General features: G+C 70.7%; 12 protein-coding genes and 2 tRNA genes. 4 read left to right on the top strand and 10 right to left on the bottom strand.

Going from position 1 to position 20,841, the window contains the following annotated elements; translation table 11 throughout:
* Nucleotides 1-42 precede the first annotated feature (42 nt).
* The 4 genes from ACWFRJ_RS11515 to ACWFRJ_RS11530 all read right to left on the bottom strand — a co-directional run bounded on the left by ACWFRJ_RS11515 (nucleotide 43) and on the right by ACWFRJ_RS11530 (nucleotide 5,091).
* The gene (locus ACWFRJ_RS11515; RefSeq protein WP_453527510.1) at nucleotides 43-3,399 is read right to left on the bottom strand and encodes a hypothetical protein; all 3,357 of its coding nucleotides are present in this window, start codon (nucleotides 3,397-3,399) and stop codon (nucleotides 43-45) included.
* Between the two features lie 103 nt (nucleotides 3,400-3,502).
* Nucleotides 3,503-3,576, bottom strand: a tRNA-Trp gene (locus ACWFRJ_RS11520).
* Between the two features lie 33 nt (nucleotides 3,577-3,609).
* Nucleotides 3,610-4,989: an SDR family NAD(P)-dependent oxidoreductase gene (locus ACWFRJ_RS11525; protein WP_453527513.1), complete on the bottom strand. Its 1,380-nt coding sequence runs from the start codon at nucleotides 4,987-4,989 to the stop codon at nucleotides 3,610-3,612.
* A gap of 30 nt (nucleotides 4,990-5,019) precedes the next feature.
* Nucleotides 5,020-5,091 (bottom strand) — tRNA-Glu (locus tag ACWFRJ_RS11530).
* A 130-nt stretch (nucleotides 5,092-5,221) separates the two neighbouring features.
* On the opposite strand from ACWFRJ_RS11530, the gene ACWFRJ_RS11535 reads away from it, so the two are divergent.
* Nucleotides 5,222-7,693, top strand: a complete 2,472-nt coding sequence (locus ACWFRJ_RS11535; protein WP_453527516.1) for a hypothetical protein — start codon at nucleotides 5,222-5,224, stop codon at nucleotides 7,691-7,693.
* A 42-nt stretch (nucleotides 7,694-7,735) separates the two neighbouring features.
* Here ACWFRJ_RS11535 and ACWFRJ_RS11540 read toward each other — a convergent pair whose 3' ends face one another.
* Nucleotides 7,736-7,975 (bottom strand): WhiB family transcriptional regulator, encoded by a 240-nt coding sequence (locus tag ACWFRJ_RS11540; protein ID WP_453527519.1) that lies wholly within the window; start codon nucleotides 7,973-7,975, stop codon nucleotides 7,736-7,738.
* Nucleotides 7,976-8,188: 213 nt separating this feature from the next.
* Nucleotides 8,189-8,983, bottom strand: a complete 795-nt coding sequence (locus ACWFRJ_RS11545; protein ID WP_453527522.1) for a VOC family protein — start codon at nucleotides 8,981-8,983, stop codon at nucleotides 8,189-8,191.
* Nucleotides 8,984-9,217: 234 nt separating this feature from the next.
* Here ACWFRJ_RS11545 and ACWFRJ_RS11550 point away from each other — a divergent pair, with 234 nt between their 5' ends.
* Nucleotides 9,218-10,444, top strand: a complete 1,227-nt coding sequence (locus tag ACWFRJ_RS11550) for a glycoside hydrolase family 64 protein (RefSeq protein WP_453527524.1) — start codon at nucleotides 9,218-9,220, stop codon at nucleotides 10,442-10,444.
* 101 nt (nucleotides 10,445-10,545) lie between these two features.
* On the opposite strand, the gene ACWFRJ_RS11555 is transcribed toward ACWFRJ_RS11550, so the two are convergent.
* The 4 genes from ACWFRJ_RS11555 to ACWFRJ_RS11570 all read right to left on the bottom strand — a co-directional run bounded on the left by ACWFRJ_RS11555 (nucleotide 10,546) and on the right by ACWFRJ_RS11570 (nucleotide 15,782).
* Nucleotides 10,546-10,794, bottom strand: coding sequence for a chaplin (locus ACWFRJ_RS11555; protein WP_453527527.1), 249 nt, complete (start codon nucleotides 10,792-10,794; stop codon nucleotides 10,546-10,548).
* A gap of 393 nt (nucleotides 10,795-11,187) precedes the next feature.
* Entirely contained in the window at nucleotides 11,188-12,207 is a 1,020-nt protein-coding gene (locus tag ACWFRJ_RS11560; RefSeq protein ID WP_453527530.1) for a LacI family DNA-binding transcriptional regulator, read from the bottom strand.
* 85 nt (nucleotides 12,208-12,292) lie between these two features.
* Nucleotides 12,293-13,921: a GMC family oxidoreductase gene (locus ACWFRJ_RS11565; RefSeq protein ID WP_453527533.1), complete on the bottom strand. Its 1,629-nt coding sequence runs from the start codon at nucleotides 13,919-13,921 to the stop codon at nucleotides 12,293-12,295.
* Between the two features lie 763 nt (nucleotides 13,922-14,684).
* Nucleotides 14,685-15,782: a multicopper oxidase domain-containing protein gene (locus tag ACWFRJ_RS11570; protein WP_453527536.1), complete on the bottom strand. Its 1,098-nt coding sequence runs from the start codon at nucleotides 15,780-15,782 to the stop codon at nucleotides 14,685-14,687.
* A 404-nt stretch (nucleotides 15,783-16,186) separates the two neighbouring features.
* On the opposite strand from ACWFRJ_RS11570, the gene ACWFRJ_RS11575 reads away from it, so the two are divergent.
* Both ACWFRJ_RS11575 and ACWFRJ_RS11580 read left to right on the top strand, forming a co-directional pair.
* Nucleotides 16,187-18,601, top strand: coding sequence for a ThuA domain-containing protein (locus ACWFRJ_RS11575; protein WP_453529575.1), 2,415 nt, complete (start codon nucleotides 16,187-16,189; stop codon nucleotides 18,599-18,601).
* Complete coding sequence (locus ACWFRJ_RS11580) at nucleotides 18,601-20,802, top strand: OmpL47-type beta-barrel domain-containing protein (protein ID WP_453529578.1); 2,202 nt, start codon at nucleotides 18,601-18,603, stop codon at nucleotides 20,800-20,802. The genes ACWFRJ_RS11575 and ACWFRJ_RS11580 overlap by 1 nt, the downstream gene beginning before the upstream one ends.
* Nucleotides 20,803-20,841 lie beyond the last annotated feature (39 nt).

Below are 20,841 nucleotides of genomic sequence, written 5' to 3' on the forward strand. Positions count from 1 at the left end.
GTGGGTGGGCCCCGAACCGTCCACCCACCGGTGACCCCGCACTCACTCGTACGACGTAGAAACCGCCAGTGCCGCGTCCCTGACATCCGGGACGCCGTGGCCCCGCAGGGACCTCAGCAGGTTCCGCCACGGGGTCGCCCAGTCCGTCCGCTCCCCCAGCGACTCCACCGTCGCCACGGCGAAGAGACCGGACGCGTGCGCGCCGTCCTCCGCGAGGTGGTGCGCCACCGGCAGCAGCGGCGCCGTCTGGCCCTCGGCCTCGGAGAGGCGCGAACCCAGCGTCTCGGCCGTCCGTACCGCCAGTGCCGGGCGCCCCTCGTGCAGCAGCGCGAGCCGCGACAGGCCTGCCCCCACCTCCTCGGGAGCGGCGTCCAGAGTCACCGCGCCCGCCAGGATCTCCGCGGCCTGCGGCACGAAATCCCCGTACCCGGCGAGGAGCTCGCCCGCCCGCAGGGCAGCGGTCCTGTACACCTCGCCCGCGTCGGCCAGCGTCCGCGCCAGGTACTCGATCCGCCGCCGAGCGGGCAGATCCCGGTCCGGCGCGTCCGGCGTCGCGGCCGCATCCGGGCCCGCGAGCGCCGCGAGGGCCCCGCACAGCGCGTCGCCCCCGCGTGGCGCGGTCGCCGCCGCCGTCACGAGCCCGCGCGCCGCCACCTGCCACGTGGCCCGTCGATCGAGGTCCGCGACGGCCTCCGCGAGGACCGAAGCCGCGTCCAGCGACCAGGGGGCCCACCATGCCAGTGCGGCGAGCGCCGGACCCGCCGCCTCGTCGTCGTCCGTGCCCACCACCTCGCGTACGAGACGCGCGTACCGTTCCCGATACCCCTGCGCCAGGTCGAGCGGCCGCACCCGCAGCACAGCCGTCCGCAGCACCGCCTCACCCCCGGCCGCGTCAGTCAACAGGCCCCACACCCGCTCCTCGCCGAGCAGCCCGCCCGCGAAGGCCACACACGCCGCCCGTACGTCACGGTGGGCGTCCGGCGCCTCGTAGGCGTCGCACAGGAGCGCCGCAGCCTCGGGTGCGGGCAGTCGCACCGCGGCAAGGCGCGCGGCCTCCTTGCGGCTTGTGACCTTCTTGCCCGGACCGCACAGGACCTCCCGCAGCAGCGCCGCGAGCCGGGACGGCGGGGCGTGCCGTGACGCCTGCGTCGCCGCGTACACAGCGACCCGCGCCCGCTCGCCGCCCGCGTGCGCGAGCAGTTCGGGCAGTTCGTCCCCCGGATGCGAGGTGCGGGCGAGGGCGCCGATGGCCGCCTCGGCGAGCACGGTGTCGGGCGATCGGGCCCAGTGGCGGACAAGGTCCTCCCCCGCGCCGGGAATGCCCGCGCCGCGCGCGATCGCCGCGGCGCGCTCCCACTGCGGAAGACCTGCGTCACCGCCGGCCTGCGCCAACTGCCCGGCAAGTGCCTCCTGTTGACGCGGCAGCCAGCGACGGATCTGCCAGGCGTCGGCCGGCACCGTCCAGGCGGCGCCCTTGGTCAGGAACCTCCCGTACGGCGGCGTACCGGAGAGGAGTTGGTCGAGCAGGTCCGTGCGGCGGGCGCACAGCACCGAGCAGACCGGGGCGAGCACGCCCGTCGACGGCTCCTGCGCCAGGACACGGGCAACGCGCTCGTCGCGGGTCGCGGACGGCCCGAGCCAGAGTGCGACCGCCCGCGACACGGTCGCGTTGCTGCCGTAGCGGATGGCCTGCCACAGGAGTTCCTGCAACTCCGGCATACCGGCGGCGCGTCGGCCGACCGCGCGGGCGAGGGCGAAGACGAGGCTGTAGTCGGCCTTCTCCGCGCCCGCCTCGATCCAGGGGCGCAGCGCGTCGAACACGTCGTGCTCCTGGCCACGGCGCAGGGTGTGGTCGAGGCGTCCGAGGTCGGCGCCGCCGGTGCTGCCGGAGATCCGGACGAGCGTGCGCAGCGCCCAGTTGACCAACTCCCGCTGTCCGCCCGCCGCATGTTCGCGCAGGACGGCGATCGCCAGGCGGCTGAGGCTGCCGCGGGTGTCGCGCGAGGAGTCGCGGGCCGCGACGGCGTACGCGCAGATCCGGTCGAGGAACTCTTCGGCGTCGGCCCCGAAGAGGGCGGGCCGGGTCTCGGCGAGGGCGGACAGGGCGGCGGCCCGCACCGGATCCTGCTCGTTCGCGAGCCGGAGCATCTCCTGCAGTACGGAGGTGACTTGGGCTTGTTCCCCGGAGCGGGCGGCATTGCGGATGAGCAGCGGCCACGCCTCGGCACGGTCATCGGCGGCGGGCCGCCGGGTCGCCGCCACGAGCCGCTCGCGCACCTCTGCGCAGGGCAGGAACGACTCGGCGAGCAGTACGGAACTCCAGTGCCCGCCAAGCCCCTTGGCCCGCTCGGCCATCCGCCGCGCCTCGTCGGCAACGGCACTGCGGGGCAGCGCACCGAGGATGACCCCGTCGACGGCGGCGAACCCCGCGCCGCGCCCCTCGACGGCACGCGCGTGGACGGCGGCACGCTCGGCGGGCGCGTGCGCGAGCATCAGCCGGGCGAGGTCGGTGGAATCGGCGGCGGCGGCACGGGCGTAGTCGAGGAGTTCGGGCGCGCCCGAGCGGGCGAGCCTGCGCAGCACGGACCGCGTGAGCGCACCGCTTCGTCGCAGCGGCCACCCCCAGGGCCCGGTGAGGATCCGGAGGACGCGCCCCGGGTCCGCGTCGGCCAAGACGCGCAGACGTGAACGGAGTTGATGAGGAAAGGCACGGGGAGCGAACTGGTCGAGCAGGTCGAGCACCCGCGACGGCTCCGCATCCGCGGCCGCCGCGACCCCGGCCCCGTACCGCTGCCACCACCCGTCCCACAGGGCCTCCGGCAGTGCGCCGAGCTGGCGCCTCGCCACGTCGAGCAGCACGCCCGCATGCCGCTTCGCCAGCGGACGCCACCCCCGTACGGCATGAAAGAGCCCCGGCAGCAGCGTCTCCACCACAGGTCCTGAGCAGCCGGGCAGCAGCCTGGCCGCCTCCGTGTCGCCCCACTCGCGCCGCAGCGGGCGGATGACGCGATCGGCGAGCGCGGTGCGGCGCCCGGCGACGATCGCCCGCAGCAACTGCCGCCGCACCACCTCGGGAGCATCGTCGAGCGCGGCTTCGAACGCGGCGTCCGGCACCCCGTGGCTCTCCGCGACACGCAGCGCGTGCAGCCGCACGAAGGAGTCCGGGTCGGCGATCCGCGCTCCGGTCCACTCGGTGTCCCGGCCCGCGCAGGCCAGCACGATGGCGACGCCGCGCTCGTAGGGGCCGCCGCTCTCCAGCTCCTCCAGGACGGACCGCAGCGCGCCGCGCCGCGCGAAGTCCCCGGCGCTGTCGGCGATCTCCCTCATGCGCCGCGGATACGGCAGGGGGTCGAGGTCGGAGAGCAGATAGCGGGCTGCGGTCTTCTCGGGCGGGGCCATGCGCGGATTCTGCCTGCCGGGACCGGTCCGAGGACAGCGGATTCCTGAGGGACTGATCGGGGAGGGGGATAGATGAGAGGGGATGTATGAGGGGGCTGAGGGGGCGGGGCGGCTGGATTCGAACCAGCGTGTTCCGGTTTTGGAGACCGCCGCGACTGCCTCTGCGCTACGACCCCGTCCTTGGGGCGGATCGTATCCGCCACGGGGCGTTCACCACTGCGCCTCCTGGTAATCCTTCAGGAAGACCCCCGAGACCGGTGCGCCCGCCTCGCCCCGCACGATCGGGTCGTAGATCCGGGCCGCGCCGTCCACCACGTCGAGGGGTGTGCGGAAGCCCGCGTCGGCGATGCGGTCCTTCTTGGGGGCGGGGTTCTCGTCGGTGATCCAGCCGGTGTCGACGGCGCACATGTGCACGCCCCGCTCGGCGAGTTCGGCCGCGCTCGTGCGGGTGAGCATGTTCAGGGCGGCCTTGGCCATGTTCGTGTGCGGGTGCCCGGGCATCTTGTTGCGCACCGCGAAGCGGCCCTCCACCGCCGTGACGTTGACGATGTACGTACGGGGACGGGGCGAGGCGAGGAGCAGCGGCAGCAGCCGGTCGCAGAGCAGGGCCGGGGCGAGCACGTTGACCAGCTGGGTCTCCAGGACCTCGGCGGGGTCGAGGTCCCCGAGCCGGGCCGACCAGGAATTCTCCGGCGAGGCGTCGCGCAGCAGGCCCGCCTCGTCGGCCGCGCGGAGGATGTCGGACTCGGGCAGGGCATCGGACTCGGGCAGGACGAGAGCGAGCGCGCCCCGCGTCGCGGTGGAGCCCTCCAGCGCCCCCATCGGCCGGAATCCTGGCGCGCCCCGCGCCCCTGCGGGCAGCTCCGCCGACTCTCCCGCGGCGAGGGCCGCGTACGACTCGGGTGGCCGTCGGACCGTCTGCGCCGCGTTGTTGACCAGGATGTCGAGCGGCTCGCCCTCCGCGCGCAACTCCTCGCACAGGCCGAGCACTTGGCGCGGGTCACGCAGGTCGACGGCGAGCACCGTGAGCCGGTCGAGCCACTTCTCGCTGCCCGGCACGGCACAGAAGCGCCGCTGAGTGTCATGCGGGAAGCGGCTGGTGACCAGGAGTTCGGCGCCGTCGCGCAGCATCATCAGGGCCAGCTGGAAGCCGATCTTCACGCGGCCCCCGGTGAGCAGCGCGCGGCGCCCGCTCAGATCGGTCCTCAGACCGCGCCGGGAGCGGTTGTCGGCGGCGCAGTCCGGACAGAGCCGGTGGTAGAAGGAGTCGACCTGTCGATACGACACCTTGCAGACATAGCAGGGCCGTGGCCGTCGGAAGACCCCGGCGGCCCCCTCGCTGACCAGCGGCGCGTCCTCACGGCGGCCGTCGGCCCCGGTGGCGGTCGCGGCCATCGCGGCCGCGTCGGCGGCGGAGAGTTCGGCGCCGCGCGCCTTGCGTCTGCGCAGTCGTCCGTCGCGGGCGAAGGAGGCGGCGACCTGCTCGGTGCGCAGCCGGACCGGGTCGTCGACCGGCAGTTCGCGGAGCCTGCCGATCACGTCGTCGAAGACCGCGAGGTCCGCCTCGCTGATCTCGCCGCTCTCACTCATCCGTCCCGCACCGCCCGCGTCGTCCGCTCGTGGTCCCGACCGGATTCGAACCGGCGTATCCGCCCTGAAAAGGCGGCGAGTCTGCCTCTGCTCTACAGGACCTCGCACACACGCGGACCAGGAGTCCTCGGTCCGCCCGCGCTCCAGGATCGTATCCGCGGCAGGGCCGCAGTGCCGAACCGATTTACGACCGCCCACCCCGGTGCAACGGTGGGCAGCGGGGGTGGAACCCATGGCACAGACCCACGAGTGGATGTTCTACGAGGTCATGTGGCGCGGTTGGGCCCGGCGGGCGCAGGTGCCCTATCCCGTTCCGTGGTGGGCGCAAGCGGCCTTCCGGCACTGGAGCGACGACTTCGACCCGGGAACGTACGACTCCAAGGAGGCCGCCTTCGCCTCCAACGCCCTCTACCGGTACTGGCACATGGTGGGCGTCAAGGACCACCGCCAGGAGTCCCTGATCGGGCAGGCGGGCGAGATCGAGCCGGTCTACGACAAGTACTGCCTCTCCTTCTTCCTCTACTCACCCTCTACCGGCGCCGTGCGTCTGCCGCAGCTGACGGACGCCGGGGTGGTCGGCCAGCGCATGGAGGCGCCCCATCTGCCGGTGGTCCTGACGACGTTCCGCACCGCCGACGGCACCGAGTTCGTGCAGCGGACCTTCGGGACGGCCATCGGCGCCCGGCAGCGGGACCTCGTCGTGACCCGTCTGACCGTGGGCAGTTCGACCGGGCAGCCGCGCGAGGGCTGGCTGTGCGCGGCCCTCATGCCCGCGGGGCCGAGCGGCTTCCAGCGGCACGACCGCAACGGCCGCCGGATCACGGACCGGCGCCTCACCTTCCTGCGCCATCTGCCCGATGAGGGGCGGGTGGAGACCAACAGCGGCTGGGGACCGGTGTTCGACACGCCTCCCGAGCAGTACGGGACCTACGGCAACCCGGACTTCACGTACGACCCGGACTCCTATCTGACCCGCAGCCCGTTCCACGACCTCGTCATGGGCGGCAAGCTGAACGGCGCGCTCCAGGCGCAGGACCAGATCGCGGGGCTGTGCAGTGCGGCGTTCGCCTGGCCCTACCGGGTCGTGGACGACGAACTGTTCGAGCTCGACGTACGGCTTCCCGTCGATCTCTACAGCGGAGCCGCCGACCTGGCGGAGATAAGGGCCACTCCTGCCGTCGCCCTCGAGGAGGCCAACCGCGTCTTCTGGACGGGGAAGCTCATCGCGCAGGGCGTGCAGCCCGAACTGCCACGTCCTGTGGCGCACTTGGCGGACCAGTTCCGCCAGTGCCGCTCACAGCTCCTGATCCTCTCCGACCACGGCGAGATCCATCCGGGACCGACCGTGTACGACTCCTTCTGGATCCGTGACTCCTCCGTCGAGGCCACGGCGTGCTCACTGGTCGGCGACGCGGCCCTGGCCGAGCGGCAGCTGGGCACGCACTACCCGCTGAAGTTCAACCGCGGCTCGGGCCGGATCGGACCGTGCGCGGAGTACGGCTTCTACGGCGGCCCGCACGAGAAGGACGACCGCGAATGGGACAGCAACGGCCAGGCGCTGTGGGCCATCGGCCGCTTCGACCGGACGCACGGCCGCTCCACCGCGTTCGGGGCGAAGCTGTACACGCCGTACGTCGTCGACGGCGCCCGGTGGCTGCGCGACAACCGCGACCAGTACGGACTGCTGCACAGCGGCTGGAGCGCCGAGCACCTCGGCGAGCGCGACAAGCCGCACTACTGGGACGACCTGTGGGGCCTCGCGGGTCTCTACGAGGCCGCGCGGCTCGCAGAGCGGATCGGCTCGCCCGACGTGGCCGAACTCTGGGGCGCTTTCGACGACTTGAAGCGGGCGACAGCCGCCTCGATACGCTGGGTCCTGGAGGAGCAGCGCAGGCGCGGCGCCTGGGAGACGTACATTCCGACCGGTCCTGGTGACGTCGGCCGGCTCGACTCGACGATGATCGGCACGGCGGCGTTCTTCCACCCGCTGCGGCTGCACATGGGCAGCAAGCTGGGCGAGGACATCGACCGAGCGGCCCGCTCGACGCTCGACACGATGTACGCGCACTTCGTGACCGGCGGCTACCGGCACGAGGCGGCCTGGAACGCCTACGGCCCCTACCTCACCACACAGTTGGCGCACGCCTGCCTGCTGTCCGGCGACGCCGCCCGGATGGACGCGCTGCTCGGCTGGATCGTGGGCGCCTCGCTGCCGCGGACCGAGGAGCGGACGGTGGCGCTCGGCGCGTGGAACGAGCAGCACGCCTTCCCCATCGCCTCCGACTTCCGCGAAGTGCCCTCCCGCCACTGGTACATGGGGGACATCCCGCACGGCTGGGCGGCGGCCGAGTATCTGCTCCTGATCCGCGACATCCTCTTCTTCGAGGCCGACGAGGACCGCGACCCGCATCTCTACATCGCTCCGGGCGTACGTCCCCACTGGGTGCCCGACGGCACTTCGGTGGCCGTCGACGACGCCCCGAACCTGTTCGGCGCGCCCTTCGGCTACCGGCTCACCCATGACGCGGGCGGCCGGAAGGTCACCGTGGACATCACGCGGGCGCCGGAACGCGTGCGGTACGTCTATCCGTGCCGGTTCGGCCCGGTGCGGGCGGTGACGGCGGACGGCCGCGACCTGACGGTGACGGGGGACGACGTGCGCATTCCGGCAGGGACGAGGAGGTTCACGGTCACGTACGCCTGATCGCGAGCGCGTCGTCACGTACGCCTGATCGCGTACGTCTGGTCAGCCGCGCCTGAGGCTGAGCCGCTCCTTCTCCGAGAGGCCGCCCCAGACGCCGAACCGCTCGTCGTTGGCCAGGGCGTACTCGAGGCACGTGGTGCGCATCTCGCAGAGCTGGCAGATGTACTTCGCCTCGCGCACGGAGCTGCCCGGTTCGGGGAAGAAGAACTCGGATCCCGTCTGGGCGCACAGGGCCTGCTTCTGCCAGTCGATTACCGGCTCGGCTGTCGTGTGGATCTGCATGCCGTCGATGCTGGCAGCGGGCGCGAAACAACCGATCAACGAACGATCAACGCCGCGACGTGCGCTGTTTCAAGCACTTCCTTGTTGCCCGCGGGGAACACGGCGAAACGCGCGGGGGCCGTTCATGTGCTGGACCGGGTGACTCCGTTTATCGCCTCCTGGGCGCCCCCGGAAGGCCGCGACCGCCGGCCGACGGCCTTCCGGCTCCTCCACTCAGCCCGTACTCGGCGCCTCCGGCTGCATCAGCGCGAACCGCGCCCCGGACGGGTCCGCGAGCTTGGCGAAGCCGCCGACGCCCGCGAGGTCCATGCGTGGCACCCGCACCGTGCCTCCGGACGGCTCGACCTCGGCGAGCACCGCGTCGATGTCGGTCACCTGGAAGTACGGAGTCCAGTACGCCCCGGCCTCGGCTTCCTCCGGGGCGTCGGACAGCGGCCACAGGCCACCGAACATGTCGTTCGCGGTGCCGCCCGCGGGATGCACCATCGTGTACGAACCGCCCTCGAAGGCCTGGGTGGAGGTGCCCCAGCCGAACACGGAGCCGTAGAACTCCTGGGCCGCGTCGATGTCCGGCGTGCAGAGCTCGGTCCAGCACATGCTGTTCGGGGCGTCCACCAGGTCGAGGCCCTTGTTCGTGCCCGGCTGCCACACGGCGAAGCCGACGCCCTGGTCGTCGTTGAAGACAGCCATGCGGCCGAGGTCGCCCACGTCCATGGCCTCGTACACCGTGCTGCCGCCGGCCTGCTCGACCGCCTTGGCCGTGGCGTCGGCGTCCGACGTCTTGAAGTAGATCGTCCAGGCCGGAGGGGCCTGATCGGCGGTGACGGTCATGGCACCGGCCACGGTCTTCCCGCCTGCCTGATACATGCCGTATCCGCCGAACTCGGCGCCGCCCGAGCGGAACTCCCACCCGAAGAGCGCGCGGTAGAAGGCACGGGCGCCTTCCAGATCCGGGGTGCCGAGGTCCACCCACGTGGGGGCGCCCGCGACATAACGGGTATTGAGCATGATCGACTCCTTTGTCGTATCTCTCTTCCGTCCTTCCGAGTCTGGCACCCGGCACTGACAGTGCGCGCGTGCTGCCACCTTGTGAAAGAACCAAAATTCTGAGAGCGCTCTCAGCCACAACTCTTGACGCTTGGATTCACCGACGCAACAGTGGTCGCACCCACGCGGCCAACCACCCCCCACGGCCGCACAACATCCCCCACACATCCCCCCACACATCCCGGGAGACCTTCCGTGATATCGCGTCGAGTGTTCCTCTCCACTGCCGCCGGTGCCGCCGGAGCCCTCACCTACCCCGTCTGGGGAAGTGCCCTCAGCCCGAGCGCCAAGGCGGCCCCCGCGACCTGTGAACTCGCCCTCCAGAACAAGTCGTTGCCGGGCAAGGTGAACGCCTACGTCACCGGACACGAGGAGGGCACCGACCGCTGGGTCCTGCTGAAGCCGGACGGCGGCGTCTACCGGCCCGACTCGCCGTCGGCCCCGGAGACCCCGCTGCCCGTCGACTGCGCGATTCCGCTGGGCGCGGCCGGATCCGCGCCGAAGGTCCTGACGCTTCCTCACATGTACGGTGCCCGCGTCTACTTCGTGCGGGACGACAAGCTGGACTTCTTCCTCAACCCGGGTCCTTCGCTCGTCGAGCCCGCCTTCGCGACCAAGGAGGACGCCAACTACGGGCGCACCTGGTCGTTCTGCGAATTCACCTTCAACAACGACCAGTTGTACTCCAACATCAGCTACGTCGACCTCGTCACGGCCCTCCCCATCGGCCTGACCCTGGAGGGGGACGACACGCACAAGGTGGCTCCGCTGCCGGACGGAGCCGTCGACAAGATCGCCTCCGACCTCGTCGCCCAGGGCGAGAAGGACGGGCAGCCCTGGGGCGACCTGGTGATCCGCGGCGAGGGCGGAGACGTACTGCGGGTCATCTCACCCCAGAACCTCATGGCCCCGTACTTCGACCGCCCCGACGAGATGCCGTTCCGGGACGTGTGGACCAGCTACATCGACGAGGTGTGGGAGAAGTACAGCGGCACCGACCTGAAGATCGACCTCCAGGGCGGCCGTGGCGTGTTCACCGGGCGGGTGAGCGGCGACACGCTGACGTTCAACGGTGGGCACACGTTCTCGAAGCCGACCTCGAAGGACATCTTCACCTGCAACCACGGGCCGTTCACCAACGACCCCGGGGACAACGACGACAAGAAGGGCCTGCTCTCGCGGCTCGCTGCGGGGTTCAACCGCAGCATCATGCTGACCCACGCGGAGCAGCCGAACGGGTCCGGTTCCGGGGACCACTACAAGGGCGACGTGACCAACCACTGGTCCCGGGTGGTGCACGCGAACTCACCCATCGGCTACGCGTTCCCGTACGACGACGTCCGTCCTGACGGGGAGCCCGATGTGTCCGGCGCGGCACACGACGGCAATCCGAAGCGGTTCACGGTGAGCGTAGGGGCGTAGGGGCGTAGGAACGCACCCCGGGTCTCCCGCACCCGCAGCACACTCACGCCGCCCCGTCGCGCGCTGGTCGCGACGGGGCGGCGGTGTGCCGTTCGGCAGGCCTACTGGCAGTTGTTGCCCACGGCCGGGTTGAGCAGCCCGATGACGTTCACGGAGTCGCCGCACACGTTGAGGGGGACGTCGACGGGAACCTGAAGGACGTTGCCGCTGAGGACGCCCGGCGAGTTCTGCGCCGTGCCCTCGGCGTAGGCGCCGGGGCCGGGGTCGGCGGCGGCTACGGCGGAGCCGGCACCGCCGATGACGGTGACCGCGGCGAAGGCCGCTGCTGCCAGGATCGCGCGCTTGCGCATGGTGTTACCTCCGGATGAGGGAAAGTACTGATCCGAGCCTCACCCGGTCACCGCCCGAGAAAAACGCAGGTGGACCGTGCGGGGGAACGAGGGCACCCGTTCGTGGGACGACGGGAGGCTTCGAGCCCCGGCACGCCGGGGGAAGGGGCGGCCCCCGGGCGCCCGCGGGGCTCTGCGAGAGTCCCGGCCCCTGGCCGTGAGGGGCGTTCCGGGACGGCGGGACGCCTGATCCCACCGCCGCGGCAGGGAAGACGCGGGGCGAGGCACTCAGGGAAGGGCAGCACACCAGACGCGAGGCCAGCCGCCCCCAGGACGGCGGCAGGCCCCCGGAGTCGTCCGGGCGCGGCGGGCCGGGCCGGGTCGGGTACGGCGGGCCGGGCCGAGGGGGAGCTCCTACGCCGAGCCCCTCCGCACCAGGACCGTCGGCAGGACCACGCTCTCCGTCGGCAGTTCGCCGCGTGCGAGCAGCATGCGGGCCATCAGGCGGCCCATCTCCTCGATGTCCTGGCGCACCGTCGTCAGTGACGGTTCCACCTGTTCGGCCACCGCGAGCATGTCGTCGAAGCCCACCACCGCGACGTCCTGAGGCACCCGCATCCCCCGCTCACGGAGCACACGGAGCGCCCCGGACGCCGTCAGGTCGTTGGCGGCGAAGACCGCGTCGAGGTCGGGGACGCGGTCGAGGAGTTCGCGCATCGCGCGCTCGCCACCCGCCGGGGTGAAGTCGCCGTGCGCGACGAACCTCTCCCCCGCGTCCGGCAGGACGTCGCGGAAGCCGTCCAGGCGGTCCACCGCCGACGTCTGGTCGAGGGCGCCGGTGATGTGCGCGATGCGGGTGCGGCCGAGGGAGACCAGGTGGCGCACCGCGTCCCGCGCCCCGCCCCGGTTGTCGCAGTCGACGTACGGAGACGTCACCGTCCCGTCCTGCCACCCCGGACGGCCGCCGAAGACCGTCGGCACGCCCGCGCCCTGGATGATGCCGGGCAGCGGATCGTCCAGGTGCAGGGAGAAGACGAGGGCGCCGTCCACGTGGCCACCCGCCAGATAGCGGCCGACCCGCTCGTGATCGTCCCTCCCCTCCGTCAGGAGCAGCACCAGCTGTACGTCACGCGAGGTCAGCTCCTTGCTGATGCCCCGCAGTTGCAGCGCGAAGAAGGGGTCGGCGAAGACCCGCGTCTCCGGCTCGGCGATCACCACGGCGACCGCGTCGTGGCGGCGGGTGACGAGACTGCGGGCGGCGCGGTTCGGCACGTATCCGAGTTCGTCGACCGCCAGCCTGACCTTCTCGGCGAGCACCTCGCGTACGCCCGCGTCGCCGTTGACGACGCGGGACACCGTCGCCCGGGAGACTCCGGCCCGTGCGGCCACGGCCTCCAGGGTGGGGCGCGAGGCGGCGCTGGGCGGCTCGGTCACGTGGGGCTCCTCGGGGGCGGATCGCTGGTGTGCGCCGGTCAGGATACGACCGGTGGCCGTGGCGGGGAGATACCCCCCGCCCGCGTCACCTCCGCGCGTCCTCCCTGATCAGCTCTGCCGCCTTCTCCGCGAGCGCCACCGTGGGAGCGTGGGTGTGGCCGCGCGTGATCCGCGGCATGACCGAGGCGTCCACGACCCGCAGCGCCGTCACTCCCCGCACCCGCAGCGCCGGATCGGTGACCGACTCCTCGTCGCTGCCCATCCGGCAGGTGCCGACCGGGTGGTAGAGCGTCTCGGACGCCCTGCGGATCGCCCGCGCCAGGGTCGCGTCGTCGACCGTGCCCGGATGCGGCGCCATCGGTCCCGATGTGTACGGGGCGAGGGCGCGGCCCGCGAGAAGCTCCTCCGCGCGGCGCACCCCGGCGACGAGGGTGCGCAGGTCGGCCTCCGCCGTCAGATAGCCGGGGTCTATGAAGGGCGCGGAGCCGACGCCAGGGCCCTTCGGGGTGATCTGGCCCTCGCTCTCCGGCTGGAGAAGCACCACGCCGACGGTGATGCCGTGTTCGGTCGGCGGGGTCAGACCGTGGTTGACAAAGGGGACGGGGGCGTAGATCAACTCGATGTCGGGGGCGTTGAGTTCGGGACGCGTCTTGATGAAGGCGACGGCTTCGCCGATGTTCGACGTGAGCGGGCCGCGGCCGCCGAGCAGGACGCGGCCGACGTTGGCGAGGGAGTCCGCTCCGGTCAGCGTGACGGGCTGCGGGCAGGCCATGGTGACCACGTAGGAGAGATGGTCCTGGAGGTGGCGGCCCACGCCCCGGGACGCGACGCGCGTCTCGATGCCCGCCCTCGACAGGCCGTCCGGGTCACCGACGCCGGAGGCCTGGAGGAGCTGCGGGGAGCCGATGGCGCCCGCGCTGAGGATCACCTCGCGGCGGGCGATCAGCTTCCCCGGCACTCCGTCGGCGATGACTCCGGCCACGCGCGTCCCGTCGAACTCCAGCCTGCGGACCCGCGCTCGGGCGAGGACGTGCAGGTTGCGGCGGCGCCTGGCCGGTTTCAGATAGCCGTCGGCGGCGCTCCAGCGGCGACCGCGGCGCTGGTTGAGCGGAGTGAGCGCGAAGCCGCTGTGGTCGGGCTCGTTCAGTTCGGCCAGCTCGCGCAGGCCCGCCTCGCGGCAGGCGTCGAGGAACGCGGTGGTGGTCGGATTGGGGGCGCGGGGCGGGGAGATCCACAGCGGCCCGTCGGTTCCGTAGCCGCTGCCGGCACCTGCCGCGCCCGCCCCACCCCCTTTGCCCGCCGCACCCGACGCCCCGCCCGACCACCGCTCCGCACGCCGGAAATAGGGTTCGAACGCCTCGTAGGACCACTCGGGCCCCGCTGCCTCGCCCCACGCGTCATAGTCCTCGCGGTGGCCGCGCACCCACATCATGGCGTTCATCGAGGACGAGCCGCCCAGGACGTGGCCGCGCGGCCAGTACAGTTCGCGGCCGTCGAGCGCGGGCTGCTTCGCGGTCGAGTAGTTCCAGTCGTAGGGCGTCTTGAACAGCTTCGGGAAGGCCGCCGGGATGCGAATCTCGGGCTTCCTGTCACGTGGCCCCGACTCGACGAGCGCCACCCGCACCGCGGGGTCCTCGGAGAGCCGGGCGGCGAGGACACATCCCGCGGAACCGGCACCGACGATGACGTAGTCGTACACGCTGTCCTTGCTCAACTCGACTCCTTTGAATGGCAGTTCGCGAAGGGCGCTCACAGGGGACGTACCGACGGGCGCGTGCATGAGGCGTACAAGGAGTACACCCAGCGTGCACCTCTGGGTAAAGGGATGGGGCCGGGATCGACGGCTCCTACACGATCTCCACATAACGACCAGAAACGCCGACGCCGAGCGCGGCACTGCCGACGCCTCGGGTGGGTCTGCTCACTGGTGGCCGGACCCGCATCGAGCGCCCGGCGCAAGGCACTTACGCCGTCGGGATGTTCACGAGGCGAAGGCGCGCGAAGCGGACGTGGAGGCCCGCCGCAAGGCGGCGGTCGCCTGCCGCCCAAAACGGTGAACTCCACCGCCCGCGCCGGACGAACTGACGCGGGCGGTGGAGCGCGAGCCGGGGCGAAGGGCTGCCTGGACCGAGCTGGCGGAGGAGCTGAGCGTCGGTCAGGCTGTGCGGGTCGTCGGCAGTGATCTGCACGAGGACACGAGGAGGCGGCGGACCGGGTCCGCGCCGAGAGGGGACGCGGCTCTCACGGAGATCACGCGCCGGGAATCGGTCAACGGGGCGCACCCCTGGCCTCGTTGACCCGGACACCGGCGCTACGGTCCTGGACCGCGCGCGTACGTACAGGCGGGCGAGCCGAGTGCCGACGAGGCGCGGCGGCGGGGCGCCCCCGATACGTACGAGCGACTGCGGGGAGGGGCGAATCCCCGGACGCGCACTAGGAGTTGCCGCCCGGCCTATTGAGTGCGCGCCCGGCGTCCACTAGCCGTGATGATGGCCGGACGCCCCCGCCTCTCCGGACTCCTCCGCGGCTCCAGCGGATCCCTTCTCCGCCCCCGAAGACTTCTTCTCCGCCCCGGAAGATTTCTTCTCCGTGCCGGAAGACTTCTTCTCCGCCCCCGAAGCATGGTGCGGCTCATAGTCCGGAATCGTCCCGTCCGGCTTCTTCACCAGGAAGAGCCCCACCATCCCCATGTCGGAGTGGCTCTGCACATGGCAGTGGTACATCCAGGCGCCCGCCCCCACCCCCTCCCCCGCGATCACCTGGAAGCCGAAGGAGTCCCCAGGACCGGTGATCTTGTCGTCGAGGATCTGGCTCGGGTCGTCGGGGCCGGTGAGCAGGCCCGTGCGGTTGTCCGCCCAGCGGTGACCGTGGATGTGGAACGTGTGGTAGTACTCGCCGTGCGTGATCGAGACGAACTCGACCCGGTCACCCACCGTGGCCTCGAAGTTGGGGCTGTCGTGACCGGCCTTGTTGTTGATCGTCATGTCGTTGAAGACGATGGTGAACGTCTTGTCCGGCAGCAGGTCACCCTTGCGGCGCACGATCAGCGGACCGTAGAGCCCCTTGCGCACGCCGCCCGTCCCGTGGTCCGTGCCGACGACGTGGTCGTGGTAGTGCCAGTAGCCCGCCGTGCCCGGCCGCCAGGTGCCGTCCTTGCGGCGGCCCGGCGCGTGCGTGCGCCAGGTGTACGTGCGCTTGCCGCCCGGCTCGACATCGCTCTTGGTGTGCTTGGTGCCGTCGTTGGAGATGTCGTAGTCCATGCCGTGGACGTGCAGGCTGGCGTTCACGTCCATCGTGTTCTCGAACTCGATGTGCAGGGTGTCGCCCTCGTTCAGCTCGATGAGCGGGCCGGGGATGGACGCCTTGCCCTTCTCCAGGCCGTAGCCCATCTGCCCGTCCGGCAGCTTCTCCGCGTACATCTTGATGCGGCGCACCTCACCGCCCGCCGGCGCGGTCCTCGGCGCGCTCTCGGCCGTGCTCGCCTCGGGCGCAGAAGCGAGCGACAACGATGTCACCCCAGCCGTCGCGGCCACCCCGCCCACGAGCATCCGTCGGTTGAAGCTCCGTCGGTCCATGCCGAACTCCCCACTGCGGTACGGAGACTGACGGGGCACAGGTGGCCCCCGAGACGGCCACACGGTATCGGGGGGATCCCCGTTTATCCACACGCAGGACAAAGTTCGCGGAATTCCGTCCGTACCTATTGGCGCCTGGCCAAAAGAGGTCTAGCTTCATCCGCGCCTGTTGCTGTGACCGACGAGGGGTGGGTGTACTCATGCGGCTCACACCGCATCAAGAGCCCTTGGCTGTACGAGGGCTGAGCAGAGCCAGACGCAGATCGAACCGCAAGAACCAGAGCGAGAACCAGAGCAAGAACCCGATGCAGAGTCAGAATCAGGGCCAGAACCAGAGCCTGAGCAAGCACCGGAACCGGGTCGGCTCCCGCCGCGCCTGGGCCGCCGCCCTGCTCTCCGGAGCCATGGTCACCGGCGCGCTCTCCACACAGGCCGCCTCCGCGCGGCCCTATCCCGAACCGCCGTTGACAACGATGTCCCTGCCGTCGCCGCCCGGCCAGGCGAACGTGCGCGTGCTCGTCTTCCACGGCTCGGCGGCGGACGGCGACGAGTCACCGGTCGTGAACGCCGGCATCGAGGCCATCGAGAAGATCGGCCAGTCGGGACCGGCCGCCGAGCGGTTCAAGATCGTGGCGACCGACGACCCGTCGGTCTTCACGAACGAGGCCAAGCTCGGCAAGTTCAACGCCGTCGCCTTCCTGACCGGCGGCGGTGACGTCCTCGACTCCGAGCAGGAGGCGGGCCTCGAGGCCTACATGGAGGCGGGCGGCGGCTTCCTCGGCATCCATGACGCGGCCCGCGCCGAGCCGTACTCGAGCTGGTTCACCGGCCTGATCGGCGCTCGCCCCGCCGACTCCAGCCCGACGAACGTACAGCGCGCCACCGTCGAGGTCGGCGACCGGGAGAACCCGGCCACCAAGGACCTGCCCCTCCAGTGGAAGCGCCCCGACCAGTGGCTGAACTGGACCAAGAACCCGACCGGCGAGGTCCACACCGTGGCCCGCGTACGGGAGTCGACGTACCAGCCGGGCGCGAGCAAGAACGGCGCGGACCACCCGATCTCCTGGTGCCGTGACTACGACGGCGGACGCTCCTTCTACACCGGCATGGGCGGCACGGCGGCCTCGTACGACGAGTCGGACTTCCGCCAGCACCTGCGCGGCGCCCTGAACTGGACGACCCGCATCTCACGCGCCGACTGCAAGTCGACGATCACCGCCAACTACAAGGCCCAGCGCCTGACCCAGGCCAACCAGCCGGGTCAGAACGACCAGATCGGCGAGCCGCACGGCCTGGTCACGGCGCCCGACGGCAAGGTCGTCTACATCGGCCGCGGCGGCGCCGACTCCTCGCAGCCGGTCATCACCGACTGGAACAACCCGGACATCGGCAAGGGCAAGGGCGAGATCCACGTCTACGACCCCAAGACCAAGAAGTCGACGCTCGCCGGAGCACTCACCGTCTTCGGCAACAAGGGCGGCGGCGATGAGCTGATCAAGGTCGAGGAGGGTCTGCTCGGCATCGAGCTCGACCCGAAGTTCGAGCAGAACGGCTGGGTGTACCTGCACTACACACCCCACTCGAAGATCAACCGCGAGACGCACATGGCCGAGCGCTACGTCTCCCGCTTCACGCTCGACCGGACCACCGACAAGCTGGACATGGCAAGCGAGAAGGTCCTGCTCAAGTGGCCGGTGCAGATCCACAGTTGCTGCCACGCGGGCGGCGGGATGGCCTGGGACTCCAAGGGCAATCTCTACATCGCGACCGGTGACAACAACTCCTCGCAGTTCAGCGACGGTTACTCGGGCAACAACCCGCAGCCCAACTTCAAGGGTGTCTCCTTCGCCGACGCGCGCCGCACGGCGGGCAACACCAACAACCTCAACGGCAAGATCCTGCGCATCCACCCGGAGAACGACGGGACGTACACACTCCCCTCGGGCAACCTCTTCACCGGCAAGGAGCCTGACGAGGGCGGCGGCAAGACGCGCGGCGAGATCTATGTGATGGGCGTCAGGAACCCGGCGCGCATCTCCGTCGACAAGAAGACCGACACCCTCTACGCGGGCTGGGTCGGCCCCGACGCGGGTGCGCCTTCGACGACGTGGGGTCCGGCGAAGTACGACACGTTCGCCGCGATTACCCACGCCTCCAACCGCGGCTGGCCGTACTGCATGGGCAACAACCAGCCCTACCGCGACCGCAATCTGCCGGACCCGACGAAGCCGCTGGGCTGGTACGACTGCAAGAACCTCAAGAACGAGTCGCCCAACAACGACGGCCTGGTGAACATCCCGCCCGCCGAGCCGAACAACATTTGGTACTCGCCGCAGGGCGGCGGCGTCGACTACCCGCGCGACGCGAAGGGCGTCCCGAGCTACAAGACGGAGGAGCAGAAGATTCTCCTGCCGTGGCTCAAGGGCGGCGGCCAGGCCACGATGAACGGCCCGGTCTACCGCTACGACGCGGCGAGCACGAGCGCCGACAAGTGGCCCTCGTACTGGGACGGCAAGTGGTTCGTCGGTGACTTCTACGACTCCGACCAGCCCCGGCACGCGGTGCTCACCGACCCGAAGACGGTCGGCAGCGGCGGCCTGCCCACGCACGCCGAATCCCTGAAGAAGATCATCCCGATCGGCAACGACGGCATCAAGAACCTCATGGACTGGAAGTTCGCCCCTGACGGTTCGCTGTACGTACTCGACTACGGCCGAGGGTTCTTCACCTCGGACTCCAAGTCGGCGCTGTGGCGCGTCACTTACTCGGGCGGCGAGGCCACACCGGCCGCCAAGGACCTGGCAAGGAAGGCCGGATGATGCCAGTCGTACGCAAGCGAAGACTCTGGACGGCGCTTCTCGCGTCGCTCCTGATGGTGCTCGGCCTGACCTCGACGGCTGCCGGCCAGCCCGACAACCCCGGCGCCGCGGCCGCCCAGACCCTGACCTGGACCGCGAACAACGGGATCGACAAGTACGCGTCGGCGCCCGCCACGGCGGTCGCGGGCGCGACGACGATCGTCTTCGAGAACAGTGAGGCGACCGGCAACGACACCGGCATGCCGCACACGCTGACGTTCGACGTCTCGGACCCCGAGTACAACAACGACGTACCGCTGAACATCCTGGCCAACCCGAACGACGACCAGGGCGGCAAGCACACGGCGGAGGTCACCCTCACGCCCGGCCGTTACCGCTACCACTGCACGATCCCGGGCCACGGCTCGATGCAGGGCATCCTCGTGGTGACCGAGGGCGGCGGCGAGGACACCACCGCTCCCGAGACGGCGGCCAAGGTCGAGGGACAGACCAACGCCGACGGCGCGTACGTCGGTTCCGCGACCGTCTCGGTGACGGCGACGGACGCGGGTTCGGGCGTCGACAAGACCGAGTTCGCGGTCGGCGCCGACGGCGCCTGGCAGCCGTACACGGCGCCCGTGGTCGTCGATCAGGTCGGCACCCACAAGATCCGCTATCGCGCGTCCGACAAGGCGGGCAACGTGGCGGCGGAGAAGGCCGTCGACTTCAAGGTCGTCGCACCGGACACGAACGACAAGACGCCTCCGGAGACCTCGGCCACGGTGACCGGCGAGAAGAACGACAAGGGCGAGTACGTCGGGATGGCGACCGTCACCGTGACGGCGTCCGACACCGGCTCCGGCGTCAACAAGATCGAGTACGCGGTCGGTGACGGCGGCGAGTGGACGGCGTACACCGCGCCGGTCATGGTCCACGCGGCGGGCGCGTACAAGATCCGCTACCGCGCGTCCGACAAGGCGGGCAACCAGGCGGCGGAGAAGGCCGTCGAGTTCACCGTGGTCACGCCGCCGGTCCAGGACAAGACGCCGCCGGAGACGGCCGCGAAGGTCGAGGGCACCAAGAACTCGGACGGCGCGTACGTCGGCAAGGCTAAGGTGACGGTCACCGCGACCGACGCCGACTCCGGCGTCGACAAGGTCGAGTACTCGCTCGACGGCGGTCCGTACCTCGCGTACACCGCTCCGGTCGTCGTCGACCGCGTGGGCCGCCACACGGTGGCCTACCGGGCGAGCGACAAGGCGGGCAACACGGCGACGGCCAAGGACGTCGCGTTCACGGTCAAGGAGGGCGGCGGTGTCCCCGCTCCCAACTGCGCCGAGTTCGACGAGCGGTTGACGGTCATCGTCGGCACGGTCGACACGGGCATCCCGAACCGGGTCACCAACACCCGCTGCCGCATCAACGAGCTGATCGAGGACGAGAAGGAGTGGACCTCGCACGCGCTCTTCCTCAAGCACGTCAAGAGCGTCACGGACAAGCTCCTGAAGGCCGGTGAGATCGACCAGCGCGAGTACAACAAGATCAATAAGGCGGCCAAGCAGTCCGGCATCGGCAAGCCGGGCCAGACGGACGGCTACCGCAAGATCTTCGACGGCACCCAGGGCTCCCTGGACAAGTGGGAGCAGGTCGGCGGCGGCAAGTTCGGCCTCAACGCCGATGGTTCGATCACCAGCAGCACCACCGTCGAGGGCATGGGCATGCTGTGGTTCCCGGAGCGCAAGTACGGCGACTTCTCGCTGAAGCTCCAGTGGCGGGACGACGCGCCGGGCAACGGCAACGCCAACGGCGGTGTCTTCGTGCGCTTCCCGCAGGTCCACGACCACCCGGAGGAGTCACGTCCGGAGTGGGTCGCCATCAAGTACGGGCACGAGATCCAGGCGCTCGACAAGCCTGACGGCGACATGTACAAGACGGGGTCGGTCTACGGCTTCGACCGGGTGGGTCTCGCCGGCGCCGGCGTCACCCCGAAGGGCACGTGGAACGACTACGAGATCAAGGTGGTGGACCAGCACTACTCGATCTACCGCAACGGCGTCCTGATCAACGAGTTCGACAACACGGGCGGCCAGGACTTCACGCCGCCGCGTGGCGACGACCCGGGCACGGACGGACGGCGTTACTCGTCCGGCTACGTCGGGGTGCAGGTGCACGGGGTCACTGATGTGATCTCGTACCGGGACATCAGGATCAAGGAGCTGTAGCCCGGTGCCACTCCTCGCCTGATCGATTCCGCTTCGGCG

The sequence above is a fragment of the Streptomyces sp. NPDC055239 genome (assembly GCF_053606205.1).